Consider the following 18,137-nt stretch of genomic DNA (forward strand, 5'->3'; position numbering starts at 1 on the left):
CTTGGGCCAGTTATCGAGGAAGCAGACGACCTCTCCCAGCCGCTGGGAGAGGTCTGGACCGATGGACTGCCAGCTTACCGAGGCATGGAGCACGATCACCAATACGTTGTCCACGACGAGAGGTACGTCTCCGACAAAGGCGTCCACACGAACCAGGTAGAGTGTCTCTGGTCACTGCTCCAACCGTGGTTGGCGAAGTTCCGCGGCCTGTCCAAGCAGGGCTTGGAACAGGCCGCTCGGACCTACGGCTTCCTCCGGTCACTGAACCTTACTGGGGCACCGATCCACAGTCTCGTGGACTGTATCGCTGTCAATGTATTCCGCTAGTTCCGCCAGTCTACCGAAGAGCGTCCGCGCCTGTGTCGCCGTCGCTGCCGCCCGCGTCCGTCTCGTTTCCGTCCATGCCGTCGGTCGAGGAGTCGCCGCCGTCCGACGTATCATCGCTCCCGGACGAGTCGCCGTCGGAGGAGCCGTCGTCCGACGACTCGCCGCTCTCGGTGCCGTCCGTCGACTCGCTGCCCTCCTCCTGTAGCTCGACCACCGCGTTCGACAGCGTCGTCGTCGACCGGATCACGCTGCGCGGCGCGGGCTGGTTGAGGTGGTCCACGTTCATCACGACGTAGTTCTCCTCGACGCCAGCGGTCGTGCTGGCGTACGGCTCCTCCGCCAAGATCGCGGCCTCGGGGTCGGTGACCAGGATTAGCTCGGGGTCCGTCTGGAGGATCACCTCGTCGGAGAGCTGCGGGTACGCCTCGTACTCCGCGGCGACGTTGTCGGCGCCCCCGACGTTCATGATCGCGTCGATGAAGGTGTTGTTCGCGGCGACGTAGCCGCCACCGAGCGGGTAGAGCGCGGCCGGGCGGTCGACGCCGGCGGTCCGGTTCTCCGCGGCGTCGACCGCGTCGTACATCTCCTCGTTCGTCTCGCTCGCGGCGTCGCACGCGCCGACGAGCCGACCGATCGTCTCCGTCTTCTCGGCGATGTCGTCGATCGAGGTCGCGGCCGGGAAGTGGTACACTTTGAGCCCCTGCTCGCGGAGCGGCCCCACGTCGGCGGCCGAGGAGTTCGGCGCCAGCACGAGGTCGGGCTCGGTGTCGACGACGCGCTCGACGCTCGCGCCGAACTCGGCCGAGACGTTCGCACGCTCCTTGGCGCCGTCGAGGTAGAGCGCGAACCGGCTCACGCCGACGACGCGGTCCTGTTCGCCGAGCTCCCACAGCGTCTGCGCGGCCGACGGGTTGAGCGTCGTGATCCGCTCGGGACGCTCCTCCAGCGTTATCGTGGTCCCGGTCGCGTCGGTCGCATTGAGCGGGAAGCCGCAGGCGCCGTCGGTCTGTGCGGGGGCGGCCCCCGCCCCGGCCGCGGACCCGACCGCCGGCTGTGTGCCCGCAGCCGATTGCGCGCCCGCAGCCGGTTGCGCGCCCCCGGTCAACTGCGCGCTCGCGCTCGGTCTGTCCGTCGCTATTGTCGGCTGTGCGCCCGCGGCGGTCCCGGCGACGCCGCCGATCAGGGCGGTCGCCACCAACGCGGCCATCGCAATTGCGAAGCTATTTCGCATCGAATTGAGGACCGGACACGTCCAATAAGTATTTATCTACTACAAGTTGTGTTGGAGAACGCATGCGACCCTGGGCCCGCTCGGCGGCGTGGTCGGCGGCGATAGCCGCGCTGCTGGCAGTCGTCGTCGTCGTCAGCGCCGCGATCGGTCCCGTCCGTATCCCGCCTGAGACGGTGGTGAAGTCGGTGTTGAACGCGCTCGCGGTGCCCTCCGGAATCGAAGCGAGCGCGAGCGGTGTCGGCCCGTTGCCGGTCCCCGGCGTCGGTCCCCTCACGCTCCCCGGCGTCGACCTCGCGTTCGCGTCGCCGTTCGCGTTCCCCGTCGACTCCGTCCACCAGCGGATCGTCGTGGGCGTGCGGCTCCCGCGGATCCTGCTCGCCGCGCTCGTCGGCTTCGCGCTCGCGGCCGCCGGCACGGTGATGCAGGGGTTCTTCCGAAACCCGATGGCCGACCCGTCGATCATCGGCGTCTCGTCGGGCGCGGCGGTCGGCGCGGTGGCGTTCATCGTCTTCCCCGCCGCGCTCTCCGCGACCGTCGCGCTCCCGCTCGTCGGACCCGTCGAGGTCGCGCTCTCGCGGGGCGCGGGGACGAGCCTCTTCGCGTTCGTCGGCGCGCTGGTCGCCGCCTTCGGCGTGTACGCCATCGCGACCCGGAACGGCCGGACTCCCGTCGCTACCCTCCTGCTCGCCGGCGTCGCGGTCCAGACGTTCCTCGGCGCGGTCGTCTCCTACCTCCAGCTCCAAGCGGGGGAGTCGCTCCGGCAGATCGTCGCGTGGCTGATGGGCCACCTCTCGGGCGCGGCGTGGAGCGAGGTGGCCGTCACCGCCGCCGTCGTGCCGCCGCTGTTCCTCCTGCTGCTCGCGTACGCCCGCGACCTCAACGTCCTCCTGCTCGGCGAGGAGGAGGCACGGGGGCTGGGGATCGCGGTTGAGCGCACGAAGCGGGTGTTGCTCGCTGCCTCGGCGCTCGTCACGGCCGCCGGGGTCGCGTTCGCCGGCGTGATCGGGTTCGTCGGTCTCATCGTCCCCCACATGCTCCGGCTCGTCGTCGGGCCCGACCACCGGACGCTGCTCCCGACCGCGGCACTCGCGGGCGGCACGTTCCTCGTCGCGGCCGACACCGTCGCGCGCTCCGCGGCCGCGGAGTACCCGGTCGGGATCATCACCGCCGCGGTCGGCGCGCCATTCTTCGTCTACCTGCTCGTGACCCGGGAGGTGACGGAGCTGTGAGTGCGGATCCCACCGTCGACGCCGAGACGACGGGCGCGGCCGACGCGGCGGAGTCGGCCGCGGGCGGCGCCGACGGTTCCGAGGCCCTCCCCGACACGGCGCTCTCGTTCGGCGACGCGCCGCTGCTGTCGGCCGCGGACGTGGCCGTCTCGTTCGGCGACCTCGACGTCGTCTCCGGCGTCGACCTCCGGGTCGAGCCCGGCTCGCTCGTCGGCCTCGTCGGGCCCAACGGCGCCGGGAAGACCACCGTGCTGCGCGCGGTGACCGGCGCGGTCGAGCCGGACGCCGGGACCGTGCGCCTCGGCGGCGACCCGGCGTCGTCGCTGTCGGCCCGTGAGGTCGGTCGGCGCGTCGCGAGCGTCCCGCAGACGACGAACCTCTCGTTCGACTTCCGGGTGCGCCACGTCGTCGAGATGGGTCGGACGCCCCACCTCGGGCGCTTCGACGCGCACGGGACCGAGGACGACGCCGCGGTCGACGCCGCGATGGCGGCCGCCGACGTCGAGCGCTTCGCCGACCGGTCGATCACCGAGGTCTCGGGCGGCGAGCGCCAGCGCGTGCTGCTCGCGCGGGCGCTGGCGCAGGCGGCGCCGCTCCTCCTCCTCGACGAGCCGACCGCCAGCCTCGACGTACACCACGCAGTCGAGACGCTCGAACTGGTCCGCGAGTTCGTCGACGGCGGCGACCGGGGAGCGATCGCCGCGATCCACGACCTCGACGCCGCGGCCCGCTACTGCGACGAGGTGGTCGTCATCGCGAACGGCGGGGTTCAGGCCGCCGGGCCGCCGGAGTCGGTGCTATCGGCGTCCGCCGTCGGCGCGGCCTTCGACGCCGAGGCGTTCGTCGGTCGCAACCCGGCCACCGGGACGCCCGCGGTCACTGCGTTCCCGGAGAGCGACGCCGACCCGCGCAGCGTCCACGTGATCGGCTCGGGGCGGTCGGGCGCGCGCGTCGTCGCCCGGCTGGCCGCCGCGGGCCACGAGCCCTCCGTCGGCGTAGTCCCCGAGGGAGACGCGGCCGCCGGCGCCGCCGCGGACGCGGGCGCGACAGCGGTGACGGCGCCCCCATTCGAGGACCCCTCCCCGGAGGCGCTCGCTGCGGCGCGCGACCTCGCGGCCGACGCCGACGCGACGCTCGTGGTCGCGGCGGACGGCGGCGTCGCCCCGACCGCGAACGGCCCGAACGCCGAGGTCGCGGCGGCCGCGGACCGCGTCGTCCCCGTCGCCGACGACGTCGACGACGCGGAGCTGCTCGACGCCGTCGCGGCCGCGAGCGGTGCCGAGCCGGCGGAGTGACTCCGACCGCTCGGGTCCCCGCCGTCCGGCCCGCGAAGCGTCACCGTTTATTCGCTCGACCGCGTCCCTCCGACGATGAGCGTCCCCTGCGTCGCCGTCGCCCGCGAGCGCGGCGAGACCGTCCGGAGCCGGCTCGCCGACGCCGACGCCCTCGACGGCGACCACCAGATCGCCGTCGACGGCGAGACGATCTACATCCCCGTCGCGGACCGCGAACTAGTGCCCGCTGCGTTCGCCGACCGGATCGTCGAGCGCGACGCCGAGCGACGGGACCGCCCCACGACGCCCGCCGACATCCTGGGATACGAGCCCTCTATCGAGCGGCTCGGTGACATCGTCATCGTCGACGAGGACGACGACGAGCGCGCCCGCGAGATCGCCGACGCCGTCGCGGCCTCCGACGTGCCCTGCGAGACGGTCCTCAACCGCGCGTCGCCGATCGAGGGCGAGTTGCGGGTCCGCTCTTGGGACGTGCTGGTCGGCGACGACACGGAGACGGTCCACCGCGAGTACGGCCACGAGTTCGCGCTCGACGTCGCCGCGGTGTACTTCTCCCCGCGGCTCGCGACCGAGCGTCACCGCGTGGCCGAGCAGGTCGACCCCGGAGAGTCGGCGATCGACATGTTCGCCGGCGTGGGCCCGTACGCGGTACCCATGGCGTCCCGCGGCGCCGACGTGGTCGCCTGCGATCTCAACGAGCGCGCGGTCGAGTACCTCCGCGAGAACGCCGCGCGCAACGGGGTCACCGACCGGGTGACCGCGATCAGCGGCGACGTGCGCGACCTCGCCGACTCCCACGCGGACACCGCCGAACGCCTCGTGATGAACCTCCCCCACTCCGCGGACGAGTTCTTGGACACCGCCGTCGCGCTCGCCGGCGACGACTGCGTGATCCACTACTACGACATCCAACACGAGGACGACCCCTTCGGCCCGGGGCGGCGCGCGATCGAGGCGGCCGCGGGCGACGACTACGCGGTCACCGTCGAGACCGAGCGGGTCGTCCGGTCGTACGCCCCCCACGAGCACAACGTCTGTCTCGACGCTCGCCTGACGCGCGACGCCGACTGATCCGGCCGCTCCGCGCGCCCGACGAACCGAGGCAGACACGTCAGGGAATATACTTATGAGTGTGACTATCTAACATGTATTCGTATGAGCGACGCCGCAGACCCCGAAGAGCGAATCGACGAGACGACCACGTGGCCGGAGCTGGCGATGGGGCTCTACGACCGCTTGACCGGTCGGAACGCCGAGATACACTACCAGTTCGAGGACATGACCGTCGAGGTGCCGAGCGGGACGGGAGACGACGTCGAACACGCCGAGTGGCGCGTCGACGGCGGCGTCCGCGTCACGACCCGTGAGCGGGACTGAGTCTCACGCCGCCCTCGCAGTCGAGACCGACGACCTGACGCTCTCCGTCGACGGGGTCGATGTGTCGGTCCACGCTACCGAGCGGCGCCTGTTCCTCGAAGTAGAGAGCGTCGGTGACGCCCTCCGCGTCGCCCGCCGCCTCCCGGGCGACGCTGTCTCGGACCTCGCGGTCAGGGAACTGCGACTGGGGGACCTCACCGCCGAGGTCAGGGTCCGCGGACGAACGGTCGCGATCGCGGGCGCCGACGCGCGCCCCGGTCCGGTCTCACACCGCCTCGGCGTCGCGCCCGCCGAGGTGCGCCTCGCGGGGGTCGTCGGCGCCGGATACGGCGGCCTTTCCGCCGCGGTGCGCCGCGCGCGGCGGCTGTTCGCGTAGCGTCGAACGGGACGGAGAGCGGCGGCGCCGCTCGCGATCCGTCGTCGAGACAGCGAAAACGCCGCGCCGCCCCGAGGGGGGTCGGGGCGGAGCGGCCGGGGCCCGTCACATGACAAGCGGCCGCGGCGACGGTCGGCGGACCAGAGGCGATTTTGCGCTTGGCGCGTCGGTGACGCGTTTCACACGGTAGCCGCGGCGGAACGCTACTGGGGATGACGGCCGCGCCGAGTCGCGGTTGGGGAGACGACCGACGAGACCCTTGCCGCCCGGTACGGGCTCCGACCGGGCACGCACCGCCGAGGGATTCGATCCCCGCCGTCTCGGCACGCGGACGGTGTCAGCACATTCAAATTGAAGTCCGAACGAGTATTTAGTCTTTTTCCTTATACAATTGTATTGTGTTCTGGTTTCCTGTGTGTTTATAGATGTAATATGGGAACGATTGTGACGTTCGTCTTATTCGTATCGGGCGCGCGCGTCGCTTCCAGCGCGCGGCTCGGCTCCCGCCGCGTCCCCGTTGCGTCCCCGTTTCGGAACCCTTATTTTTCCGTCCGGGAATTGTGTGATGAGCGCCGGGGTAGCTCAGCTGGCAGAGCGATTCCTTCGTAAGGAATAGGTCGAGGGTTCAAATCCCTCCTCCGGCTCTTCTACCGAATCGTCTTCCGACCGAGAGCCGCGGCCGTGCGCGCCGTCGTCCTCCGTGATCGGCCTCTTTCTGATCGTTCCGTCACCGCTGTGCGATATCAGATTTATATTATCAAAAGAATATTAGGTGTGGGTCTATGTATCATGGAGCCGTATGCGCAGATATGCGACCAGAATACGAGCATCACGGCGAAGAAGTGTACGAGTGTTTCAAATGCGGTCGGCGAACGGACTCGCCGGGCGAGTGCGAGTGTGGCGGTGAACTGTGTCATATCGGCCGTTCCCGGGATCTGTAGCCGGATCCGTCACCGCCCGGTCTCGGCCCGTCGTCGATCCGATCAGTCGCTCCCGGCGGCGTCGTTCCCGTCGCCTCCGTCGGCGTCGCTTCCCCCGGCGTCGTCGCCAACCTCGCTCTCCGCGTCCTCGTCGCTCGCATCCCCGTCCGGCTCGAACTCCGGCAGCGAGAGGACGTTCTCCCGCCCCAGCCGGAAGCCGTCGAGGTCGCCCTCGTCGCGGAGCCCCGTCACCACCTGACTCGTCTTCGCGGCGGTCCAGTCCAGCTCCTCGGCCACCTGCTTCTGTTTCATCCGACCGCCCTGTGACTCGATGAGGCGAAGCACCTGCTCCTCGTTGCTCAACAGGTCGCTGTCGACGGTCGGCGCCGCGTCCGCCTCGTCGTCGCTCTCACCGGAGGTGTCCGCGTCGCCGTCTCCGCCGAGTCCCGACTCGCCGCTTGCGGCAGTCCCGTCACTCGCGGCAGTCTCGCTCCCGGCGGTCTCGCTTCCGACCGCCGTGTCGGTCGCGACGACTCCCTCTCCGCCGTCGTCCCCGGCGTTGCGCCGCCGATAGGCGGTTGTCCCGGCGACGACGAGCACGGCGAAGAGAGCGACGAGCCCGGCGGTCGGCACCCCCGAGAGCGGCCCGGCGGGTGCGACCGCGATCCGCGGTTGGCCGGCCGAGAAGTCGACCGGACCGTTCCAGACGACGGACCCCTCCCGGACCTCGCTCGGCTCCGGCGTCGTCTCTCCGAGGCGATACCCGTCCGGCCACGCGACGATGAGCGACGAGGAGCCGTCGAGGAACAGCCCGTCGACCGCGTCGCCGACGCGCAGCCGGTCGCCGTCGACGGCGGCGAAGTTCGTCCACTCGAACCGGTAGGTCAACACGCCGTACGCCTGCGGGAGTTCGCGCCGCTCGGCGGGGACGGTCGCGTTCGACACGGTCATGTTGCGCCCTGTCGCCGACTCGGCGGTCGCCGCGGTCGAGGCCATCCGGTCGCGGAACCGGGCCGTGTACGCGTCCGTGTCGTTCTCCACGTCGGCGCGAAGCTGCTCGAACGCCCGCTCCTCCTCGTCGGTGCCGAGCCGGATCCGGTACTCGACGGTCCATTGCGCGTCGCCGTCCGGTTGGACGGCGACCGCCATCGACACGTCGTCCGGTTCGACGTCCATCTGTGCGAAGCCGCCCTCGAACGGGACCGCGCCCGCGCCGCCGGCGGCGAGGGCGAGACCGACGGCCCCGAGGAGTGCGACGACGGCGAGGAGGACCGGCGCTCGCTTCACGTCCTACGCCACACGGAGAGCCGGTAAATTCCTTCCCATGCGGAACGGTTACGCGGTGCCGCCGCCGGCGGGGCGGCGGGTGTGTGCGGGTTCACGGCGCCACCGACTTCACGCATCGAGGCGAGGCGGACTGCCGACGGTCGTCGGCGGGGCGCCCGCGCCGCCGCTCGAACTGTTTCCGTCGGGGCCGCCGCTCGGACCGTTTCCGTCGGAGGCGCCGCTCGAACTGCCTCCGTCAGAGCTATCGTTGCGCGAACTGCCTCCGTCGGAGGCGTCATCGCTTGAACCGTTTCCGTCGGAGGCGTCATCGCTTGAACCGTTTCCGTCGGAGGCGTCATCGCTCGGCCCGGGTTCGCTCCCCGGGTCAGTCGGACCGCCGGTCGACGCGTTGCCGGCTCCGCCGCCGGTCGCGGTGCCGGATCCCGGGGGGTCGGACCGGTTCGGGCCGTCCGCGGCGACGGCTCCGGTCCCGTTCGCGCTCCCCGACGCCGGCGGTCCGACGGACCCGTTACCGGGCTCACCGCCCGGACCCTTTCCCGAACCGGCCCCGGGCGTTCCCATCGATCCGTTCCCCGAGCTCGCTCCCGGCGGCCCAGCCGATCGATTTCCCGAATCTCCTCCGGGCCGCCCCATCCCGGGTGAGCCGGCGTCGACGGGCGGGCCGCGTGCGGTCCCGTTGCCCGGCGGGCCGCGCCGCCCGGGGGCGACCGGTCCGCCGACGTCTTTGCCCGCCACGCCGCGGGCGATGGCGGCGACCTCGGGGCCGCTGAGTTCGTTCGCGCGCTCGCGCAGCGTCGCCAGGCGCTCGTTGTCGACGCCCGTCTCGTTCCGGACGGCGGCGGGGAGTTCGGCGGCCGCGCTCGCGCTCCGGTTCAGCCCCCGCGAGAGCGTCTCGATCCGCGCGGTCGTCGTCGCCATCCGCGCGGCGTACGCGCCCTGACTCAGCTCCCCGGCCTCGCGGCGCTCGCGGAGCTCGTCCTGTCGCTGTTCCAGCTCCGCGAGGCGCTCCGCGGTCCGGTTCAGCCGCTCCGCGACGACGGCGGCGCGGCTCTCGTTGGTCTCGGACTCCCGGAGCGCGACCTCGAACGCTCGCGATTCGACCTCGCCCTCGATCTCCGCGCCCTGAACGCCGACGACGCCGGCGAGCCGCTCGCCGGGACTGAGGTCGCCCGTCGCGTTCGCGCCGCTCGCGCTCTCGGCGCCCGAGTCCGCACCGCTCCCGTTCCCCGGGTCGGTCTGTGCGGTCACCATGCCCGCCGGCGCGGCGGCGGCGGCTCCGACGATCAGGGCCGCGGCGACGGCCGCGACGACGAGACTCGCAATCCAGCGGTTCATTACCGGCGTTTATGCCCTCCGATCGTATATATCCGGAACTCCGTTAAGCCGGATCAACGCGGATTAATCGCCCGACGAGACCGGGACGGCTCGATTCCTGAAAAACGAGTGACAACTGCGGGTCGCCTCCGCGGAGGACGCGCCGTCGCGACTCAGTACGTCTTCGCGAAGTACGCCGTCCGCTCGGCGGCGTCGTCGCACATCGCGCACGTCTCCTCGTGGTCCCCGTCGGCGAGGGGGTCCTCGTCGTCGAACGGGACCATCACGATCTCGGCGGCCATCGGTTCCTTGATCGGCTCCTCGCAGGCCTCGTCGCCGCACCACGGCGCCTTCACGTAGCCGCCGTGCTGGCCGAGCGTGCCGAGGATCTCGGCGCGGTCGTCGGCCTCGCGCACGCCGTCGTCGAGGGTCTCCTCCGCGGTCGCGTACAGCTTGGCGTATATCTCGTCGAACTGGTCGCGGACGGTCTCGGCGACGGCCTCGCGGTCGACCTCGACGCTCTCGCCGTCGGGCCGGTGGACCAGCGTGAGCTCCTCGTCGTCGACCTCGTGGGGACCGATCTCGATCCGGAGAGGGATCCCGTTGAGCTCGTGTTCGTTGAACTTGAACCCGGGGTTGCGCTCGTCGCGGTCGTCGAGCTCGACCCGGATCCCGGCATCGTCGAGGTCGTCGGCCACGCCCTCGGCGTAGTCGAGGACGTCTTCTTTCGTGTCCTCCTGCCAGATGGGGACGACGACGACCTGCGTGGGCGCGACCGTGTGAGGCAAGACGAGCCCCTGCTCGTCGGAGTGGGTCATGATCAGCGCGCCCAGCGCGCGCCACGAGAGCCCCCACGAGGTGGTGTGGGCGACGCGCTCCTCCTCGTCCTCGTCCGAGTAGGTGATGTCGAACGCCTCGGCGAACGACTGCCCGAGGTGGTGGGAGGTGCCCGCCTGGACCGACTTCCCGTCGGGCATCAGCGCCTCGACGGTCGTCGTCGTGTCCGCGCCGGGGAACTTGTCGTGGTCCGGCTTCTGCCCCTTCAGGACGGGCATCGCCAGCAGGTCGTCGTAGACGGACTCATACTGGTTGAGCCGGGTCATCGTCTCCGCCCACGCGTCCTCGCGGGTCGCGTGCGCCGTGTGGCCCTCCTGCCAGAGGAACTCCTTCGTCCGGAAGAAGGGCTTCGTCTCTGTCGCCTCCCAGCGCACGACCGAGCACCACTGGTTCACGCGCAGCGGGAGGTCGCGGTGGCTCCGCACCCACTGGCTGATGTACGGCGTGATGATCGATTCGGAGGTGGGCCGGACCGCGAGCCGCTCCTCGAGCTCCTTGTTGCCCGCCTCGTCGACCCACGCCACCTCGGGATCGAACCCCTCGACGATGTCCTTCTCCCGTTCGAGGTACGACTCGGGGATGAACATCGGGAAGTAGGCGTTCTGGACGCCGGTGTCCTTGAACTTCGCGTCGAGGAACCCCTGGAGCCGCTCCCAGACCGCGTACGCCCGCGGACGGGTGACGATGAAGCCGCTCATCCCCTCCGGCCCGTAGTCGGCGAGGCCGGCCTTTCGTACGACCTCGGCGTACCACTCGCCCGTGTTGTGCGTCTTGGACTCGGTGATCCCGAGCTCTTGGTCGTCGTCGCTCATTACTCTCGAAAGCGGGTGTCGCGGGCTTAAAAGGTCCGAACCCGACCGCAGCGCCGCGTCCGCCCCGAACGTGTACCCCGGTCACGTCCCGCACAGACGGAATCCGGGGAAACGTTAACCGCCTCGCGTCGCCTACGTCGCCCATGGACCTGTCGGGGGTGCGCCGCCACGCGCCGCAGTCGCTCGCCGGGCGGCGCGAGGCGGCCGTGTTGGCGCCGGTGATCGCGCGCGACGGCGACGCCCACCTGCTGTTCACCAAGCGCGCCGCGCACCTCGGCGAGCACCCCGGACAGATGAGCTTCCCCGGGGGCGGCCGCGAGCCGATCGACCGGACGCTGACGGACACCGCGCTGCGCGAGGCCGACGAGGAGGTCGGGATGCGGTCGTCGGAGGTCGACGTGATCGGCCGGCTCGACGACACACGCACCTCGTCGCAGTACGCGGTCCGGCCGTTCGTCGGCGTCGCACCCGACCGCGAGTACGTCCCGGATGAGTCGGAGGTCGCGGAGGTGGCGGTCCTCCCGGTCGACGCGCTCACCGACCCCGCGAACTACGAGTCGGAACGCCGCGTCGACCACCCGGAGTACGGCGACCACCGCGTCCACTACTTCCACGTCGGCGGCTACACCGTCTGGGGCGTGACGGGCCGGATGGTGGTACAGCTACTGGAGCGGACGACCGACTGGCGCGCGCCCGCCGAGCCCGACCGCGTGGTCGGGGCGGACGCCGAGCTCCCGATTTAGCCATTCGTGGACGACGGCGTGGCCGGCCGCGTCACTCGGCGGGCTCGACTTCGAGCCGCAGCGTGAGGTCGGCCCCGTCGGCCAGCGCGGCGACGAGGTCGCGGTCGAGGTCGGCGGCGGCGCCGTCGCCGTCGACGAGGATCGTCCGCTCGTCGTCCGTGTAGTCGCTCGTCCGACCGACCATCGAGCGGTCGTCGAGCAGCGCGAGGTCCGGGTCGCCTCGGCCGGTGATCGTCTGCTCGAACGTCTCGTCGCCCGCGTCGACGACGAGCGTCGCCTCGATCGTCGCGTCCGCGTCCCGACACGCCTCGCGGAACTCGGCCGAAAAGTCTCGGGGGGTCCGGTCGGCCTCGACGCCGACGATACAGTCGCCGGCGGGCGTGAGCCAGTCGTCGGTCGTGAGTTCGAACGTGCTCGCGTGCTCGGCGGAGACGTGCTCGTGGCCCGTCGCGCGGACGACTTCGACGCGGGTGTCGTCGACGTCGCGCTCGCCGTCGTCGAGGGCGTCGCCCGCGGCGGGCTCGCTCGGGGCGTCTGCGTCGCTCATGCTCGCCGGTCGGCCGCGGCGCGACAAGTGGCCGTCGCTTCGGCGGCGAAGGCGGAGCCCGGGACTCCCGCCTCAGACGTCGGCGCCCTCGGCGAGGGCCGGGACGAGCCGGGCGGGGTTCTTCGCCAGCACGCGACGCATCAGGTCCTCGGAGACGTCGAGCGTGAGCACCTCCATCACGCCGACGTTCGGGTGGACGTCGGGCGCCCCGGAGCCGAAGAGGACGCGGTCGGGGTGTTCCAACACGCCGCGCTCGAGCACCTCTCGGTAGCGCACGGCGCTCGTGTCGACGTACACCCGGTCGTACTCGTCGAGCAGGTCCAGCGTCTCGTTCATCAGGTCGGCGTCCAGCGGGTAGCCGCCGAAGCTCCCCAGCACGACCGGCAGGTCGTAGTCCAGCAGCTCCGTCTCGACCGCCTCGGGCGGGAATTTCCGGCCGGCGTGGACGAAGAGTGGGAGGTCGGCGTCCTCCAGCCGCGTCAGCACGTCCTCGTTCGGCAGCCCGTCGACGTGGGGGGCCAGCGTGAAGCCGTGGAAGCGGTCGTCGTAGGAGTACTGCTCGACGTCGTCCGGCCGGGCGTGGTGGTCGCCGCGCTCGGCGCGGAGGTTCCGGACCACCGACACGGGCCCGGTCCCCGGGTCGCGGGGGCCGTTGAGCCGGGCGAACGCGACGAACGGGCGGTCGATCGACAGGCGCGCGACCGCGTTGTTCGCGCGGAGGTAGCTCCGCCCGGCGGCGCGCTGGCCGGGGCTCGCGACCGCGCGGACGATCCCGGCTTGGAGCATTTCCCGTTCCAGTCGCTCCGGCGAGATGTCCCGCCCGTGGGTGGCGACCGACGACTCGTCGGGGTCGAGGGTCGCGCGGGTGTCGACGATCCGGAAGTCGTGTTCGAGCCCGAGCATGGCCGCTCTCTACCCGTCCGTCTCGGGCGATCCGGATGTGCCTGTCGGTCGCACGGCGGCGGGCGACGGGGGCCGAGGCACGCGACGCCGTCGCACGCGGAGCCAAGGCTGAAGACTCCTCGCCACGCCGAGCCGACATGGAACTCGTCGAAGCCGACGAGGGTGACCTCGGCGCGCTCGCTGACAGGTGGTACGACCTCGCGACGGCGATGGAGGCGTACTCGTCGCTGAACGAGATACGCCACGAGGACGCCGGGGCGGTCGCGGACGACGGCTTCCGCGCGCACCTCGACGACCCGTCGGTGACCGACTACCTCGTCGCCGTCGACGGCGAGACGGTCGGGTTCACCACCCTCGAAACGGGCACCCGGCCCGCCCGAGAGCGGGGCCGGTACCTCGATATCGTGAACCTCGAAATCGACGCGGAACACCGGAATGAGGGGTACGGCACCGCGGTCGTCGAGCGGGTCGAAGAGTTGGCCCGCGAGGCGGAGCGCGACTACCTCACCGTCTCCTGCGAGTGGGGCAACGACGGCGCGCGGCGATTCTACCGGGACGCGGGCTTCGAGCCCAAGCAGGTGACGTACGCGCGGTCGGTGGAGTGAAGCGAGGGGGCGATGCGCCCATCGACGCCCGCCGCGGTCCCGATTAGGGTCCGGCGGTCGAGACGATCTTCACCACGTCGCCCTCGGTCAGCTCGTGGTCCTCGCCGATCCGGCGCGAAGCGCGTGCGTCGACCGCGTGGAGGTACCCTTCGCCGATGTCCGAGTGGACCGCGTACGCGAGGTCCCGCGGGGTCGACCCCGCGGGCAGGAGGAACGCGTCCGGGAGGACGTTGCCCGTGCCGTCCGTCCACTTGCCGGCGTCCTGGACCGGGTAGGCCGTGATCCGGTCGACCAGGTCGTAGACGGCCGCGTTCAGCGCCGACTGAACGCCCGTTCCGTCGTGGGCCGTCATCGACTCGCGGAGGGCGTCGAGGCCGGCGCGCTGGTCGTCGGAGACGTCGCCGACGATCTCGAACGACTCGTCGCCCGGGTCGTAGTCGACGACGCCGGCGTCGGCGGCGCGGCGCAGTGCCAGTTCTCCGTCGGTGGTCGCCGGGACCACGGGCTTGTCCGTCCCCTCGCGGATCCGGTCGACCGCGTCGTCGGGGGCCGCGTCGACCTTGTTCGCGACGACGACGATGGGCTTGGTGCGCCGGCGGACCGCCCGCGCGAGCGCCTCGCGGTCGTCGTCGGTCCACGCCTTCGGATCGTCGGGGTACTCCAAGCCGCGCAGCACCGCGGTCACGTCCCGCTCGGTCGCGCCGAGGCCGGTGAGCATGTCCGAGAGCGCGGCTTCGAGGTCGAAGTCCGGCGAGCGCGACTTCCGCTCGACGCTCTCCCAGTTGCGGTCGACGATGCCGGCGAGCCACAGGTCCATCTCCTCCTCGACGAAGTCCACGTCGTCGAGGGGGTCGTGGCTCCCGACCTCGACCGGTTCGCCTTCGGCGTTCGTGGCCCCCGAGGCGTCGACGACGTTCAGGACGACGTCCGCGTTCGTCAGTTCGTCGAGGAACTGGTTGCCGAGGCCCTTCCCCTCGTGCGCGCCGGGGACCAGTCCCGCCACGTCGAGCAGTTCGATCGGGACGTAGCGCTTCCCGTCGCGACAGTTCTCGTTCTCGCAGCGCTCGTCGCGGTCGAGACACGGGCAGCGCGTCCGGACGTGGGTCACCCCGCGGTTGGCGTCGATGGTCGTGAACGGGTAGTTCGCGACGTCGACGTCGGCCATCGTGGCGGCGGTGTAGAAGGTGGACTTGCCGGCGTTCGGCTTGCCCGCGAGCGCGACCGTGAGCATACCCGACGGTCGCGGCCCCGCGAAAAGCGCCTTTCGGTCGGGCGCGGAGACGTATCGAATATGAGCCGGTCCGATGGTGCGGTGGCGCGCGCCTCCGAGCGCCAATGGGGCGCGAGGAGCGCGTGCGAGGTCGCCGGCGCTACGCGCCGGCTGCCAGAGGGACCGACGGTCCCTCGCTGGTGTCGGGCGGCCGGAGCGAAGCGGCGGCCGGCCGACGCGGCTGGGGCTTTGGCGGCAGTCCCCGTCGACTCGCTGGCCGTGTCTCACGAAGGATGGAATTTCAGGCGGCTTTACTGCCGCCGTCAGGTCGAAAATCTACTTCCGCGCGACTATCCGTAGCACGTCCTCGTCCGCCAGCTCGTGGCTCTTCCCGACCTGCTGGTCGTCGTGCTTGGCGCTCTCGCCCGAGACGCGCGCGAACTTGAACCGCTCGTCGAGTTCGCCGCCCAGCTTCGTACAGGCGTCGCCGACAGTGTCGCCCTCGAAGAGGATGAGCGGCTCCTCGTAGTCCACGCCGCGCCCCGGCTTGTCCATATAAATCCGAATAACCCCGAGTTCCTCCCAGAGCCGCTCTTTGAGCCCGTCGAGGCCGAGCTCCTTCTCGGCCGAGATGAAGAGCACGTCGTCGGGGTCGAGGTCGCGGTCGCGGAGTTCCTCCTTCACGGTCGGCAGGTAGCTCTTTTCGATGAGGTCCGCCTTGTTGACGGTGACCATCGAGGGGAGGTACTCACGGTTGTCCATCACGGCGTCGACGAGCTCGTCGATCGTGAGGTCGTGGGGGATGGTGACCTTCGCGTTGACGTAGCCGTACTCGCGGAGGACCTGCTTGATCGTCTCCTCGTCGAGGCTCACGTCGTCGCTCATCGTCACGCCGAGCCCGTCCTTGTGGGTCTTCCGGATGTTGATGTTCGGCGGGTCGGTGTCGAGGCGGATGTTCGTCGCGTACAGCTCCTCGCGCAGGCGGTCGTACTGCTCGATCTCGAAGACCGAGAGCATGAACACGACCAGGTCCGCGGTCCGGACGACCGAGAGGACCTCCTTCCCGCCGCCGCGGCCGCCCGCCGCGCCCTCGATCAGCCCCGGCACGTCGAGGATCTGGATGTTCGCGCCGCGGTACTGCAGCATGCCCGGATTGACGTCGAGGGTCGTGAACTCGTAGGAGCCGACCTCGCTGTCGGCGTTGGTGAGGGCGTTGATGAGGGTCGACTTGCCGACGCTCGGGAACCCGACCAAGGCCACCGTGGCGTCGCCGTGCTTCTCGACCGCGTAGCCGTGGCCGCCGCCGGCGGAGGACTGGTTCTCCAGCTTCTCCTTTTTCTCCGCGAGCTTCGCCTTCAGGCGCCCGATGTGGGCCTCCGTGGCCTTGTTGTAGGGCGTATTGGCGATCTCCTCGCGGAGGTCTTCGATTTCCTCCTCCAGTCCCATTACCCGTCTCTCGGCCGCTCGGCTCGTTAAAGGTGTTCCTTCGGATCGCCAGGCCGTCGTCGGGTCGCCGCCGCGAATCGAATCCCCCGACAGCGGTCCGCGAACGGGGGCGTCGCCGCCGAACGAGTGGTTGGCGCGCCGATACTTCGACACGGTTATATCGACGACGAATAATCACTCGGCACGCCGAATGCCAGATCCGTCGAGCCTCCGCGACAGTACGCAGATCGTCCTCCCGCGCCACGCGCTCGACGGCCACCGGGAGTGCCTCGAAGACCGGTTCACGGTCACCGTCGTCGAGACGGCGGAACGGTACCGGATCATCGGCAGCCCGGTCGAAATCAAGGCCGCGAGCGACTACCTCACGCGCAACGGCGTCGCCGTCGCGTGACGCGCTCCCGACGACGCCTCTCTCCCCTCCTTCTGCCCCGTCCGGAGCGTTGAAGTCGCCGCTCGCCGAGACCTCGGACGATGGTCACCCGTCGGACGGTCCTCGCCTCCGGCGTCGCCGGAGTCAGCGCGGTCGCCGGCTGTGCGGGGGGCTCCTCGCCCGCGAACGCTGACGACCGCGGCGGAGCCGACGCGGGCGGCACCGACGGCGACGCCGGAAACGGAACCGCCGCCCGAATCGGCCTCGTCGGCGACCTGATGCTCGGACGGAGCGTCGCCGACCGCTGGGCGGACGCCGACGATCCGACGGCGGTTTGGGGGTCGACGCTCCCGCGGCTCCGCGACCTCGACGCGCTCGTCGGCAACTTGGAGTGTTGCGTCTCCGACCGCGGCGACCGCTGGCCGGACAAGACGTACTACTTCCGGTCGCCGCCGTCGTTCGCGGTGCCCGCGCTGGAGGCGGCGGGGGCGTCGTTCGTCTCGCTCGCCAACAACCACGTCCTCGACTACCGGGAGCCGGCCCTCCGCGACACTCGGCGGCACCTCGCCGACGCCGGAATCGCCCGTGCGGGCGCCGGCGAAAACGCCGCCGGGGCGCTCGCCCCAGCGACGTTCGAGGCGGGCGACCTCACCGTGGCCGCGTTCGGCCTCACCGACCAGTCCGCGGCGTTCGCGGCGACCGACGCCGACCCGGGTACGGCGTTCGCGCGGCTCGACCCCGGCGTGCGCGAGACGCGCGCCCTCGTCGGCGACGCACTCGACCGCGTCGCCGAGGCGGACCCGGACCTCGTCGTTGCCTCGCTCCACTGGGGCGCGAACTGGGAGACCGAACCGCGCGCGGTCCACGAGCGGTTCGGGCGCTGGCTCGTCGAACTCGGCGTCGACATCGTCCACGGCCACAGCGCGCACGTCCTCCAGGGCGTCGAGGTACACGAGGGGTCTCCGATCGTCTACGACGCCGGCGACTTCGTCGACGACTACGTCAGCTACCGCGACCGGGAGGGGGTGTACAACAAGCGGAGCGCGCTCTTCGAACTCGTCGTCCGCGACGGGGACCTCGTCGCCCTCGACGTCGTCCCGACCCAAATCGCCGACGAGGCCGCGGCGCTGGCGGACGACGAGGTCGCCGAGTGGGTCCGAGAGACGGTCGCCGAGCGCTCCGCGGCGTTCGGGACCGCGGTCGACGGGCTCGGCGGCGAACTGCCCGACGGCCGCCTGCGGATCCCGCTGGGCGACGGGTAGCCGGCCCCTCTCCGGACCGCTGGACCGCTACACCCCCGGACCGCTA

The 18,137-nt window shown here is 71.0% G+C and carries 18 protein-coding genes and 1 tRNA gene; 11 read left to right on the forward strand and 8 right to left on the reverse strand.

Annotation, left to right across the window (positions count from 1 at the left end; all coding sequences use genetic code 11):
* Window positions 1-327: transposase (locus B9H04_RS06145; protein ID WP_139835034.1), on the forward strand; the 327-nt coding region annotated here is incomplete at its 5' end.
* A gap of 10 nt (window positions 328-337) precedes the next feature.
* Here the strand turns inward: B9H04_RS06145 and B9H04_RS06150 are convergent.
* Complete coding sequence (locus B9H04_RS06150; RefSeq protein WP_085682539.1) at window positions 338-1,558, reverse strand: PGF-CTERM-anchored ABC transporter substrate-binding protein; 1,221 nt, start codon at window positions 1,556-1,558, stop codon at window positions 338-340.
* A 62-nt stretch (window positions 1,559-1,620) separates the two neighbouring features.
* Here B9H04_RS06150 and btuC point away from each other — a divergent pair, with 62 nt between their 5' ends.
* The 6 genes from btuC to B9H04_RS06180 all read left to right on the forward strand — a co-directional run bounded on the left by btuC (window position 1,621) and on the right by B9H04_RS06180 (window position 6,479).
* A complete protein-coding gene (gene btuC, locus B9H04_RS06155; RefSeq protein WP_049932834.1) occupies window positions 1,621-2,787 on the forward strand; it encodes a vitamin B12 ABC transporter permease BtuC in 1,167 nt (388 codons plus the stop codon).
* A 122-nt stretch (window positions 2,788-2,909) separates the two neighbouring features.
* Window positions 2,910-4,082 (forward strand): ATP-binding cassette domain-containing protein, encoded by a 1,173-nt coding sequence (locus tag B9H04_RS06160; RefSeq protein ID WP_049932837.1) that lies wholly within the window; start codon window positions 2,910-2,912, stop codon window positions 4,080-4,082.
* Between the two features lie 75 nt (window positions 4,083-4,157).
* A complete protein-coding gene (locus B9H04_RS06165; RefSeq protein WP_049932833.1) occupies window positions 4,158-5,153 on the forward strand; it encodes a class I SAM-dependent methyltransferase in 996 nt (331 codons plus the stop codon).
* An 84-nt stretch (window positions 5,154-5,237) separates the two neighbouring features.
* Complete coding sequence (locus B9H04_RS06170) at window positions 5,238-5,459, forward strand: hypothetical protein (protein ID WP_049932832.1); 222 nt, start codon at window positions 5,238-5,240, stop codon at window positions 5,457-5,459.
* The gene (locus B9H04_RS06175) at window positions 5,446-5,835 is read left to right on the forward strand and encodes a hypothetical protein (RefSeq protein ID WP_049932831.1); all 390 of its coding nucleotides are present in this window, start codon (window positions 5,446-5,448) and stop codon (window positions 5,833-5,835) included. Before B9H04_RS06170 ends, B9H04_RS06175 begins: the two co-directional genes overlap by 14 nt.
* Before the next feature lie 571 nt (window positions 5,836-6,406).
* Window positions 6,407-6,479, forward strand: a tRNA-Thr gene (locus B9H04_RS06180).
* Window positions 6,480-6,818: 339 nt separating this feature from the next.
* On the opposite strand, the gene B9H04_RS06185 is transcribed toward B9H04_RS06180, so the two are convergent.
* The 3 genes from B9H04_RS06185 to proS form a co-directional block, all read right to left on the reverse strand.
* Entirely contained in the window at window positions 6,819-8,042 is a 1,224-nt protein-coding gene (locus B9H04_RS06185; RefSeq protein WP_085682540.1) for a helix-turn-helix transcriptional regulator, read from the reverse strand.
* Window positions 8,043-8,150: 108 nt separating this feature from the next.
* Window positions 8,151-9,377: a hypothetical protein gene (locus tag B9H04_RS06190; RefSeq protein WP_085682541.1), complete on the reverse strand. Its 1,227-nt coding sequence runs from the start codon at window positions 9,375-9,377 to the stop codon at window positions 8,151-8,153.
* 152 nt (window positions 9,378-9,529) lie between these two features.
* Complete coding sequence (gene proS / locus B9H04_RS06195) at window positions 9,530-11,005, reverse strand: proline--tRNA ligase (protein ID WP_049932828.1); 1,476 nt, start codon at window positions 11,003-11,005, stop codon at window positions 9,530-9,532.
* A 143-nt stretch (window positions 11,006-11,148) separates the two neighbouring features.
* Between proS and B9H04_RS06200 the strand changes: the two genes are divergently transcribed.
* Window positions 11,149-11,748, forward strand: coding sequence for an NUDIX hydrolase (locus B9H04_RS06200; RefSeq protein ID WP_049932827.1), 600 nt, complete (start codon window positions 11,149-11,151; stop codon window positions 11,746-11,748).
* 31 nt (window positions 11,749-11,779) lie between these two features.
* On the opposite strand, the gene B9H04_RS06205 is transcribed toward B9H04_RS06200, so the two are convergent.
* Both B9H04_RS06205 and B9H04_RS06210 read right to left on the reverse strand, forming a co-directional pair.
* Complete coding sequence (locus B9H04_RS06205; protein WP_049932826.1) at window positions 11,780-12,295, reverse strand: DUF371 domain-containing protein; 516 nt, start codon at window positions 12,293-12,295, stop codon at window positions 11,780-11,782.
* A gap of 72 nt (window positions 12,296-12,367) precedes the next feature.
* Entirely contained in the window at window positions 12,368-13,198 is an 831-nt protein-coding gene (locus B9H04_RS06210) for an amidohydrolase family protein (protein WP_049932825.1), read from the reverse strand.
* A gap of 137 nt (window positions 13,199-13,335) precedes the next feature.
* Here B9H04_RS06210 and B9H04_RS06215 point away from each other — a divergent pair, with 137 nt between their 5' ends.
* Window positions 13,336-13,803: a GNAT family N-acetyltransferase gene (locus tag B9H04_RS06215; protein WP_049932824.1), complete on the forward strand. Its 468-nt coding sequence runs from the start codon at window positions 13,336-13,338 to the stop codon at window positions 13,801-13,803.
* A 43-nt stretch (window positions 13,804-13,846) separates the two neighbouring features.
* Here B9H04_RS06215 and B9H04_RS06220 read toward each other — a convergent pair whose 3' ends face one another.
* Together B9H04_RS06220 and B9H04_RS06225 are read right to left on the reverse strand one after the other, a co-directional pair.
* Window positions 13,847-15,034, reverse strand: coding sequence for a redox-regulated ATPase YchF (locus B9H04_RS06220; RefSeq protein ID WP_085682542.1), 1,188 nt, complete (start codon window positions 15,032-15,034; stop codon window positions 13,847-13,849).
* Between the two features lie 315 nt (window positions 15,035-15,349).
* Window positions 15,350-16,459: an OBG GTPase family GTP-binding protein gene (locus B9H04_RS06225; RefSeq protein WP_049932822.1), complete on the reverse strand. Its 1,110-nt coding sequence runs from the start codon at window positions 16,457-16,459 to the stop codon at window positions 15,350-15,352.
* Between the two features lie 190 nt (window positions 16,460-16,649).
* On the opposite strand from B9H04_RS06225, the gene B9H04_RS06230 reads away from it, so the two are divergent.
* Together B9H04_RS06230 and B9H04_RS06235 are read left to right on the forward strand one after the other, a co-directional pair.
* A complete protein-coding gene (locus B9H04_RS06230; protein ID WP_049932821.1) occupies window positions 16,650-16,850 on the forward strand; it encodes a VNG_1110C family protein in 201 nt (66 codons plus the stop codon).
* A gap of 80 nt (window positions 16,851-16,930) precedes the next feature.
* Window positions 16,931-18,091, forward strand: coding sequence for a CapA family protein (locus tag B9H04_RS06235; RefSeq protein ID WP_085682543.1), 1,161 nt, complete (start codon window positions 16,931-16,933; stop codon window positions 18,089-18,091).
* The last annotated feature ends 46 nt before the right edge of the window (window positions 18,092-18,137 follow it).

This window comes from Halorubrum ezzemoulense DSM 17463, from assembly GCF_002114285.1.
GTDB lineage: Archaea > Halobacteriota > Halobacteria > Halobacteriales > Haloferacaceae > Halorubrum > Halorubrum ezzemoulense.

What these genes read in the sequence shown, in the direction of transcription:
- B9H04_RS06150 (WP_085682539.1), bottom strand. Translation starts at nt 1,558, where the DNA reads ATGCGAAATAGCTTCGCAATTGCGATGGCCGCGTTGGTGGCGACCGCC.
- btuC (WP_049932834.1), top strand. Translation starts at nt 1,621, where the DNA reads ATGCGACCCTGGGCCCGCTCGGCGGCGTGGTCGGCGGCGATAGCCGCG.
- B9H04_RS06165 (WP_049932833.1), top strand. Translation starts at nt 4,158, where the DNA reads ATGAGCGTCCCCTGCGTCGCCGTCGCCCGCGAGCGCGGCGAGACCGTC.
- B9H04_RS06170 (WP_049932832.1), top strand. Translation starts at nt 5,238, where the DNA reads ATGAGCGACGCCGCAGACCCCGAAGAGCGAATCGACGAGACGACCACG.
- B9H04_RS06190 (WP_085682541.1), bottom strand. Translation starts at nt 9,377, where the DNA reads ATGAACCGCTGGATTGCGAGTCTCGTCGTCGCGGCCGTCGCCGCGGCC.
- proS (WP_049932828.1), bottom strand. Translation starts at nt 11,005, where the DNA reads ATGAGCGACGACGACCAAGAGCTCGGGATCACCGAGTCCAAGACGCAC.
- B9H04_RS06200 (WP_049932827.1), top strand. Translation starts at nt 11,149, where the DNA reads ATGGACCTGTCGGGGGTGCGCCGCCACGCGCCGCAGTCGCTCGCCGGG.
- B9H04_RS06205 (WP_049932826.1), bottom strand. Translation starts at nt 12,295, where the DNA reads ATGAGCGACGCAGACGCCCCGAGCGAGCCCGCCGCGGGCGACGCCCTC.
- B9H04_RS06210 (WP_049932825.1), bottom strand. Translation starts at nt 13,198, where the DNA reads ATGCTCGGGCTCGAACACGACTTCCGGATCGTCGACACCCGCGCGACC.
- B9H04_RS06215 (WP_049932824.1), top strand. Translation starts at nt 13,336, where the DNA reads ATGGAACTCGTCGAAGCCGACGAGGGTGACCTCGGCGCGCTCGCTGAC.
- B9H04_RS06220 (WP_085682542.1), bottom strand. Translation starts at nt 15,034, where the DNA reads ATGCTCACGGTCGCGCTCGCGGGCAAGCCGAACGCCGGCAAGTCCACC.
- B9H04_RS06225 (WP_049932822.1), bottom strand. Translation starts at nt 16,459, where the DNA reads ATGGGACTGGAGGAGGAAATCGAAGACCTCCGCGAGGAGATCGCCAAT.
- B9H04_RS06230 (WP_049932821.1), top strand. Translation starts at nt 16,650, where the DNA reads ATGCCAGATCCGTCGAGCCTCCGCGACAGTACGCAGATCGTCCTCCCG.
- B9H04_RS06235 (WP_085682543.1), top strand. Translation starts at nt 16,931, where the DNA reads ATGGTCACCCGTCGGACGGTCCTCGCCTCCGGCGTCGCCGGAGTCAGC.